The 8,844-nt window shown below is 53.7% G+C and carries 7 protein-coding genes; all 7 read right to left on the bottom strand.

Annotation, left to right across the window (positions count from 1 at the left end):
* On the bottom strand, positions 1 to 1,186 hold a 1,186-nt coding region (locus tag L692_RS0114150), incomplete at its 3' end, for a dynamin family protein (protein WP_025700835.1).
* A gap of 196 nt (positions 1,187 to 1,382) precedes the next feature.
* On the bottom strand, positions 1,383 to 1,817 hold the full coding sequence (locus L692_RS0114145) for an EamA family transporter (RefSeq protein ID WP_198027762.1): 435 nt from the start codon (positions 1,815 to 1,817) through the stop codon (positions 1,383 to 1,385).
* A gap of 153 nt (positions 1,818 to 1,970) precedes the next feature.
* Complete coding sequence (locus L692_RS0114140; RefSeq protein WP_025700833.1) at positions 1,971 to 3,971, bottom strand: methyl-accepting chemotaxis protein; 2,001 nt, start codon at positions 3,969 to 3,971, stop codon at positions 1,971 to 1,973.
* A 300-nt stretch (positions 3,972 to 4,271) separates the two neighbouring features.
* Positions 4,272 to 4,538, bottom strand: a complete 267-nt coding sequence (locus L692_RS0114135; protein WP_025700831.1) for a hypothetical protein — start codon at positions 4,536 to 4,538, stop codon at positions 4,272 to 4,274.
* A 49-nt stretch (positions 4,539 to 4,587) separates the two neighbouring features.
* Positions 4,588 to 5,253, bottom strand: coding sequence for an endonuclease III (gene nth, locus L692_RS0114130; RefSeq protein ID WP_025700830.1), 666 nt, complete (start codon positions 5,251 to 5,253; stop codon positions 4,588 to 4,590).
* A 209-nt stretch (positions 5,254 to 5,462) separates the two neighbouring features.
* Positions 5,463 to 8,210: an S-layer homology domain-containing protein gene (locus tag L692_RS0114125; RefSeq protein ID WP_025700828.1), complete on the bottom strand. Its 2,748-nt coding sequence runs from the start codon at positions 8,208 to 8,210 to the stop codon at positions 5,463 to 5,465.
* An 87-nt stretch (positions 8,211 to 8,297) separates the two neighbouring features.
* Positions 8,298 to 8,844: GerMN domain-containing protein (locus L692_RS28840; protein WP_025700825.1), on the bottom strand; the 547-nt coding region annotated here is incomplete at its 5' end.

Here is an 8,844-nt window from a genome sequence, read left to right as displayed (position 1 = left end):
CCAGCAGCGACAACCGGCTTGACCGCTCCTTCTCCCGTTTGGCCGCCGTGGTCAGCAGCCCCGTCCGGAAGCCGGGACGCAGGCTGTCTGCATAGCGGCTTACCGCTTCCCGGATATCAGCAGGCATCAGGTTAACATTGCCGAGCAGAGCGTCCAGGCTGGCCCGAAGCTGCTGCCGTGCGCGTTCCGGCAGCGTCCTTAGCTCCTTTTCCTCCACTTCCATAGCAGCCAGCTCACGCTCCAGGTTCTCAGGGTCCTCGCCGGACAGCTCTGCCATCAGCGCTTCCTTCTCCTCCCGCTGTCCCTCACGGAACGAGGACAAATAAGCCTCGGCTGTATGCAGGACCGAACGGGACAGACTGTATTCCAGAAGCTCCTCCCGCCGTTCCAGCAATGCGGCAATCAGCCGGGGAAGCTGATCCCACCGGCTGAGCGGATGTCCCTTCTGCTTCAGCGAAGTAAACAGCAGACCTGAATGCTTGACGCCCCAATTAGAGAAAGCGCTTTCTATTTGAGTTCGATAATCATCGATGGGTATCTCCCGTTCCCGGTGCTTATCAATCTGATTGATAAGCAGATACAGCGGCTTGCCCCAATCGCTCAAATTTTTGGCGAACGCGAGATTATTCTCGGACTGCACATGATTGTAATCCATAATGTAAAATACGATATCCGCCAGATGCAGCGCCGAACGGGTTGCCCTCTGATGTCCTTCCTCCGTGGAATCTACCCCCGGCGTATCCATGAACACGCCATGAGGTCCCAGAAGCGGCACATCCTCCCATACCTCGATTGCGGCATAATCTCCTCCAAGGCGGCAATATTCCCGAAGCCGCTCCGCAGGCGCTTCCGCCCGCTCTTCCTGACCGGTTCCATCCTTCTCTCCATAGACCAGCGTTCGCGGGCATCCGCAGCGAATCGAGACAACGTTTGCGCTCGTAGGCATCGGTCCCGAGGGAAGAAGCTCTTTGCCGCACAGCGCATTGATCATGCTTGATTTTCCTGCCGAAAAATGACCGCAAAAGGCGAAGACCAGCTCCCCCCGCCGCTCTTTTTCCAGCAAATCCGCGAAAATACGACCGGTGTCCACGTCTCCATGCTGTTCCATCCATTCGGAGAGCTGTGCCAGATTCCATTGCTCCGCCCTCTTGACATCGCTTGGTATTCTCTCCCGCTTCGCAACCATATCTTATCCACCTCTGCCGCCGAGTTATAGTTATCCGTCAGGCCAGCCGGTATCCGGTAAGCATCTTTACAAGAATAGAATAATTCCATTTTATCACCGGATCGGCACAAATCAAATATGCAAATTGTATAAAAAATGGGCCGCCGGGCACAAAAATCTCATCCCCGGCGGTCCGTTTGACATATCGCGCATTGTCTTAGCTTAAAGCAACAATGATTGCCCCGGCTGCAATCAGCCCAATCCCGATGCCGTTCATCACATTGATCCTTTCTCCCAGAAACAGGACAGCGAGCAGAGCGGCCAGAACCACGCTGAGCTTGTCAATGGGAGCCACCTTGCTGACCGGACCATATTTTAGCGCCAGAAAATAGAACAGCCAGGACAACGCTCCAGCCGCTCCGCTCAAAATAATGAATGAGAACGTTCTCCGGTGCGAAACAATGGAAGGGATCAGGTTCAATTTGCCCTGTACCGCGATGACGGCGAACAAGAAGACCGCCATGACAACGGCCCGGATCGCAGTAGCCGTATTGGCGTCCACCGTCTTCAGGCCGATCTTTCCGAAGATAGCTACAAGCGACGCGCTCAGCGCGGACAGCAATGCAAATACAAACCATAAATAACTCAGAATCGCTTTCTTCCTTTCTCAAAACGCTGAAATCACTTAATAAGAATAATAATCATTATCAATCTAACGGAATATGATTTATCCCATAGGCTATGGGCCGGTAATCTTGCAATAAGGCTCCCGTCACCGCAAGCGGCAACGGGAGCCTTGGAGAAGCTACAGCTTGAATCGATCAACCAGCCCGTGCATTTCCACCGCCATTCGGGATAAATCCGTCGATGACGACGATATTTCTTCCATCGAGGCCAGCTGCTGCTGGGCGGCGGCCGAAATATTCTCCGTTTCCGTCGCATTGGACCGCGCCACTTGGGCGATGGCCTCTATAGCCTCATTCATTTCGAGCGCCCCGTCGGAAATTTGCCGAACCGTGGACGAGACGCCGCCAATCTGGTCATTCACTTCATCCACAAACTGCTCGATCTGCGAGAACAGACTGCCGGCGGTTTCCACCGTGAGCATTCCTCCCTTGACTTCTTCGGTGGAAGCTTCCATGGAGGCCTGAACATTGACGATCTCATCCTGAATATTGCGGAGCAGCTGGGAGATCTCTTGCGCCGACTGCGCCGACTGGTCGGACAGCCTCTTCACTTCACTGGCCACAACCGCAAATCCCCGTCCATGCTCCCCCGCTCTGGCCGCTTCGATGGATGCATTCAGCGAGAGCATGCCCGTTTGTGAGGAGAATTCGGTGATGGCCTTCGTCACTTCACCGATCTTTTGCGAAGTATGGGACAGCACCGCAATGAGCCGTGCCAGGTGTTCGACGGAACGGTCAATAGAATTCATCTGCTCGGCGGCGTTTCCAATAGCTTGAGTGCCTTCCGCCGACAATGTCGCCGTCTTGCCCGAGGTGTCCGCAACCAATTGGGCGGAAGAAGCGATTTCCTGGATACGCGCAGTAATTTCATAAACCGTATGTACTCCTTGTTCCACCGTTCCAACCTGTTTCTCGGACCCGTCCGACATTTTCTCCGTCGCTCCGGCAATATGCTCCGTAGCCTTGACAGTCTGCTCCGAACTCACCGCCAGCTGCTCCGCCGAAGCGGCGAGCTGATTGGACAATTCGCTTACTTCTGTAAGCACTTCTCTCAGCGAATCGATCATCAGGTTGAAGGTCGCTCCAAGCTGGCCCAGCTCATCCTTCGATTTCACTTCCACATGAGTCGACAAATCACCCTCTGCGAGCTTCTCGGAGGCTTCCTTGAGCAAACGCAGCGGAGAAGTAATGGAACGGATAATAAATAAGACAACCGCCAGACCCGCCGCCATAGCCGCAATCAGCACGATAAGCGTTGTCCGGAAAATCGGGGCAGCCTCCTGCTTCACTTCATCCAGATACCATGTCCCGCCTATTTTCCAGCCGGTCAGGGCGTTGGTGACAAAATACATTTTCTTCTGCTTTCCGTCTATTTCATTCACATAATCCAGTTCATCCGAGCTGGACTTAAACATGCGTTCGACAACCGCTAATTTAGCCGTATCGCCAATCTTTACATCGCGGGCCACCAGATATTTCTTCTGATTGTCAATCATAATGACATAACCCTGTGAGCCGATCTTCGCGTCTGCCACCGACTTGCTCAGCTCGGCCAGGCTTAAATTCGCTCCCACGATTCCATGCCCGTCTGCCGTCGCTTTCGCTATGGTTATAACCGTGCTGTTCGTCGACGCGGATACATATGTATCTGTAATGATGGCCTTGCCTTTATTCTGCATAGCCTTGATATACTGAGGTCTCGTTCTCGGGTCGAATCCCTTGGGCAAATTCAATTCGGTCGCGCTGAGGATAGCCCCCTGATCATTCGAGGCGAACACCGTCTCCAATTCGGGATGCAGCGCTTTGAAGCTGACCAGCAGCGCTTTGGTTTGGGCGTTTTCAGCTCCCGACTCGGAAATGATGCTGTTGACCTGCACCTGCTGGGACAGAAAATCAATGGCCCTCATTTTTTCACGAATGTTCTTCTCGATCATTTGATTCAGCAGATTCACATTGCTCGTTGCCGAAAGCTTCAAATCAGAATCGACCTTGTTTCGGGCCGTAAAATACGAAGCGCCGCCGATCGCCAGACTGGGCAAGAGCAAAATGCATAAAAAAGACAAAATCAGCTTGCTTTTAACCGAATGAAACTCCCACTTCATGCCCTGCTTTGTTTTCAATGAAACCATCCTCTCATCACTGTAACCGCAATATTCCCCTTTTTCGGTTTGATTTTCTACCAACACTATCGTTTATATCGGCAGATCCATTCTTGAAAACAATACTTGAAAAAAACTATTCACATTTCAAAATCCGGTTCTCAAGCCTGGACTCGCCAATCAAAAAGAGGCTTGCCGAACTGCCATTAATGCAGTTCAACAAGCCCTTTAGCCAAAGTATACCCGGCTGCCAATTGCTCCTGTTCGAATCAATGACAAAAAAAGCAGAGCCCCTCACCTGGGAGCTCCGCCGTTTAGCGCTTAGGCGCTTTCCAGCACCGGCAGCAGAATCTCGAATACCTTGCCATGCTGAAGAATTGTCAATCCGCGGGATTTGTCTTTCATCACCACGACTTCAGGCTTTTGCGCCATGCGCTCCAGATAGTGCTCGGGCACATCGCCGGAATGGCTGATCGTTACGCCCTCGACTTCCTGCTCCTCGTTCTCTTCCATCGAGCTGTCCACTACACGGTCGAAAATATCGGAGAACAGCTCAAAATTATCGGTGTATACGGAAATGCATTTCATTCTAATCCCATCCTCTTCTTCATATCTGACTTCAAGCGGCCGCGCTTCACTATTTCTTAGCTTTACTTACCTGCGACGTTTTCATACGTTTTTTCCCTTCACGGCATACATCCAGAAGCGGGCATACCTGGCATTTCGGATTCTGCGCCTTGCAGTGATATCTTCCGAAAAAAATCAGCCGGTGGTGCGTCAGTGTCCATTCATCCCTCGGGACCGCCTTCATCAGCTTCTTCTCGACCTCAAGCACGGAATCCTTCCAGCCTGCCAGACCCAAACGCTTGGATACTCTCTCAACATGCGTGTCCACGGCTATCGCAGGCACGCCAAAGGCGTTAGAAACGACCACGTTGGCTGTCTTGCGGCCCACTCCCGGAAGTGTCACCAGCTGGTCATGCGCCCCGGGCACCTCCCCGCCGTACTGATCGATCAGAATTGCGCACAGGTTCTGAATATGCTTGGCCTTATTGCGGTAAAGGCCGATCCGGCGTATATCCTGCTCCAGCTCCTCCAGCGGGACGGAGACATAATCGAGCGGAGCTTTATACTTCCGGAACAAGTCCGCAGTCACTTTGTTTACGGTTGCGTCCGTGCATTGGGCCGACAGCAGCACGGCAATCGTCAGTTCGAACGCATTGCTGTGGATCAACTCGCAGTCCGCATCCGGAAACATTTCGCCAATCGTATCCAGAATGTGACGGACAACTGAAATCTTCATATGGTGTACCTCGCACCTCGCGCATCAGGCCTATCGCTCAGCCAGTATAAATGGTTGTGAGCGGCTTATTCAAGGAAAATCCAAGGAAGTATGTATTATAGCAGGGTGGTCCCATACATTACAAGATGGTTATCTCCTCTTCCTCAAAAAAACGTCCTGACGCAGGGAAGCCATGCGTCAGGACGTTATCTGCGGAAAGCCGCCATTCCTTACTGCTTCACAATTTCAACCACGACATTGTTATTGAAATATACTGCAATTTTATCATTTTCTTTGAGAGATTGCACGGATAAAGTCGTGTCGCCTTGGTGAATGTATACGTTTGGCGCCAGAAGGAACCGGTAATTTTCGTCATCCAGGGTTTCGCGTTTGACCACAATACGGCCTCCGCTTGCATCATAGCTCGAAAAATCGCGGGATTTCACGGGCAGCACACGGACAATTGTCGTTCCTTCAGCATCCTTGCGAACCTCTGCTCTCTCGGATAGCGATAGAGAACCCAGTGCTGCGGAGGTGGTGTTGTCACGGATAATTTTGACCTTTCCCCCCGTTCCAAAGGCCTGGACAGCACCGGTAAAGTCTTTAATGCTCAATGTTCCGGCTGCCGCATCGATAGCCGTCACCTGTCCGGTAGTCAGCCTTACGGATTGAATCGACTGGGGTGAGCTCCCAAGAGCGCTGACATTCACATAGTCGCCCGCCTTCAGATCGCTCAGCTTGATCGTCTGTCCGGCCTCGTCTGTAAGCGCGACGGACGCCGCGTAAATATCAATAATCCCTCCGGGTGTCTTGACGCCCAATTTATTGTTCGCCGTGTCGATATACGCAAGTTGAAGCTGCTGGGCGGTCTTTACCTTCAGTGTAGTCAGGACATCCTGGCTTGCCGTGAGCAATGCGGTTACGGCGCTTCCTACCGGCACGTCGGCAATGGAAAGGCCCGTCCGTCCGAATATCTCGATATTCGTCGGAAGCGGCAGGGTCAAGGAGCGGCCGTCAGCCGTCTTCAGCATAAGCGTCCCGGCATTGACCGAGGTCAAGGTGCCTTCATATTTGCTTACAACTTCCAGAGAGAGCGTCCGCGAACCTAGCGTGCTAATATTAAGCTTTCGATTCTCTGTAAGCATTGAAGCGATATTGCTCAGCGTCGGCATAATATCGTAATCGTTGATGAGCTTTGTATTCTCGTCAAGCTGATACACATGCGCCTGATTATCGCTGCCCATAACCGTCAGCAGCCTGGTCTTCACGTTGTAGCTGACAACCGATGTTCCGAACATCTGCTTCAGCTGACGGCTGACCACGGCGATCTTGGTGACCTGATCGGAGCCATTCAAGGTCAGTTCCACTGTGTCTCCATATGTCGCATCGGCTATAAGATCCGCTGTGGAGGGTTTGGCATAGCCCGGGATGACGATGGCTGTGCTTGCCGCAAGCAGTTGGACGCCGCGTGTGCCGTCCGCTTTCTTATAGACAACGGAGGAGCCGTTCAGGTCAGTGAGCATTCCCTGCACCGTCCGTTCCACCGCCTGTGTCACCTCGACCGAAGTGATCAGATTATTTACAACCTTATAATTCACCGCAGAGCCCGCTTTCAGCTCGGAAGGGAGCAGAATGGCCTTCTGATAGCTGAACAGGGCGCCGTCCGCCCACTTGAACGTCTCGTCCGCTCCGGAAGCATTCGTGAAGGTTATCGTCTTGGCGGTCAGGTCGAGGCTTTTAAGCGTTCCAGATACCGCTTTGTTGACGACTCCGGAGGTGACCTGAACTTTAAGAATCTTGTTCTGCCCTGTAAATGTCTCCCGGGTGATCACTACGGTGCTGTCCTCCGATATGGAGGAAGCCGCGATGGAACCGCCTGCCGCATCCACAAAGGAAGTAGCGTTGTCGAAGGCGTACTCCGGATATCCGTCGGCATTTTTCAGCCACAGCTTGTTGCCGCTGGCGGACAATCTCGCGAATGTGCCCTGAATCGTCTCCACCTGCGGTTTCGGGTCGGTCAGCTCAACATATGAAGCTGCTCCGTTCTTGCCAATAACCGTGACTTTGGTGAAGAGCGGGATATCGCTTAGCGAAATTGCCTTCTCGGCGGCGCTGCTGAAATAACCCGTCCGGGAGTTCAAGGAATAGACGGCGCTGGAGGCGCCGCTATAAAGCGTGATCTTGCCGTCCTTCATATCGGTTGCGATTCCGCTTGCCGTATTCTTGTAGACAGCGGCCGAATGGGCTTCCGCCCGGCTGAAGAAGGTGGCGAGCTGTGCCCGCGTAACCTCTCCAAGCGGGTTGAACATATTGCCGCTCAGCCCGTTCGTGAGTCCAAGATCAATGGCGGCGTTAATGTATCCGCGTTTGCCAGCGGAAATCTTGGCGTCATCCGCAAAGCCTGACGGCTCACTGGAAACCGTCTGCGCATCCGACGTCTTGCCGAGCGCGCGGATCAGCAGCTCCGCGACCCATTCGCGGGTAGCCTTGCGCGTCCCCCAGGCTGTCTTCAGGTTGCCCGGGGCCATTTCCGTCGCCTTGTCCAGCACATTCCGCTGGAAGGCCAGCACGACGTAAGGCTTGTAATAATTGGAGACGTTGAAGCCGGTCGGCAGCGCCGTGGACGCCGCGCCAGTCGCCTGCTCGTCCAGCTTCATGAAGCGCAAAGCCATCAGCACAGCCTCCTGCTGGGTAACGGGGTCCCCCGGACGAAACTTGCCGTCGCTGCCTAGAATGATTTCCTGCGCGGCGAGTTTGTAGATATGCTTCTCGGCCCAGAAGCCGGAGCTTACATCGGTGAAGACCCCCGTCTTGGTAGTAGCCGCCGTCGTTGCGGCGACAGCGGTATTTCCGGCCGCAGCGCTGTCGGCCAATACCGCCTCCGCTCCGCCTAACGCCATTGCCCCGGCAAGCAGAACGGATACCGCTTTCCTCATATATCCCTTACTGTAATGATTATTGTTGTTAAGTCCAGACAATTTGGAATATTCCCCTCTCTGCGTATAGATCAACCGTCCCTGTCATTAGCGTAATTCGGCCTGCCGCCGTCCTGCTCCGGCGCCGGTTTACTGGCTGTTCTCTCTGGTCATCGGATGCAGCAGATCCGCATGGCCCATCAGGCTTTCAACCTGCTCGCCGTCCACCAGGAGCTCAATGCTCTGAACCTCCGGGAACTGAAACAGAGTTTTGGTCAGCGCACTGAGCGCAAAGGATTCGCCTCCGGCGCCAAGCTGAGCTTCCGCCGGCTTGTGAATATCCATCTCGATTTGCCCGTTCCCGAACTTCAGGGACTTCAGTTCGATTTTGCCCCACAGGGAAATCAGGTCCGGGTTATCGCTTTTTTGCAGCGCTTTGAAGGCTTCGGTATATTTTTCGATCTCGCTCCCGTAAGCAATATCCGCCTTAGCCGGCTTCAGATCCATCATTTGAGAATCGGTATAATAGACATCGATAGTATTGCTCTGCTTCTCCGCCGCAGCCGTACTGTCCGGAGACGGCGCGGCGGAAGGACTCTCATTGCTGGCCGTAGGCTGCGCCGTTATATCCGGAGCGGTGCTGGCCGCAGGCTGCGCCGAAGCTTCTGCGTTCTCTCCGGCGCCGCTGACAACCGCC

Origin of the sequence: Paenibacillus forsythiae T98, assembly GCF_000520735.1 — a bacterium.
Taxonomy (GTDB): Bacteria; Bacillota; Bacilli; order Paenibacillales; family Paenibacillaceae; genus Paenibacillus_AQ; species Paenibacillus_AQ forsythiae.
The sequence above is the reverse complement of the archived record's forward strand: the minus strand, read 5'-3'. Positions and strand labels throughout refer to the sequence as shown.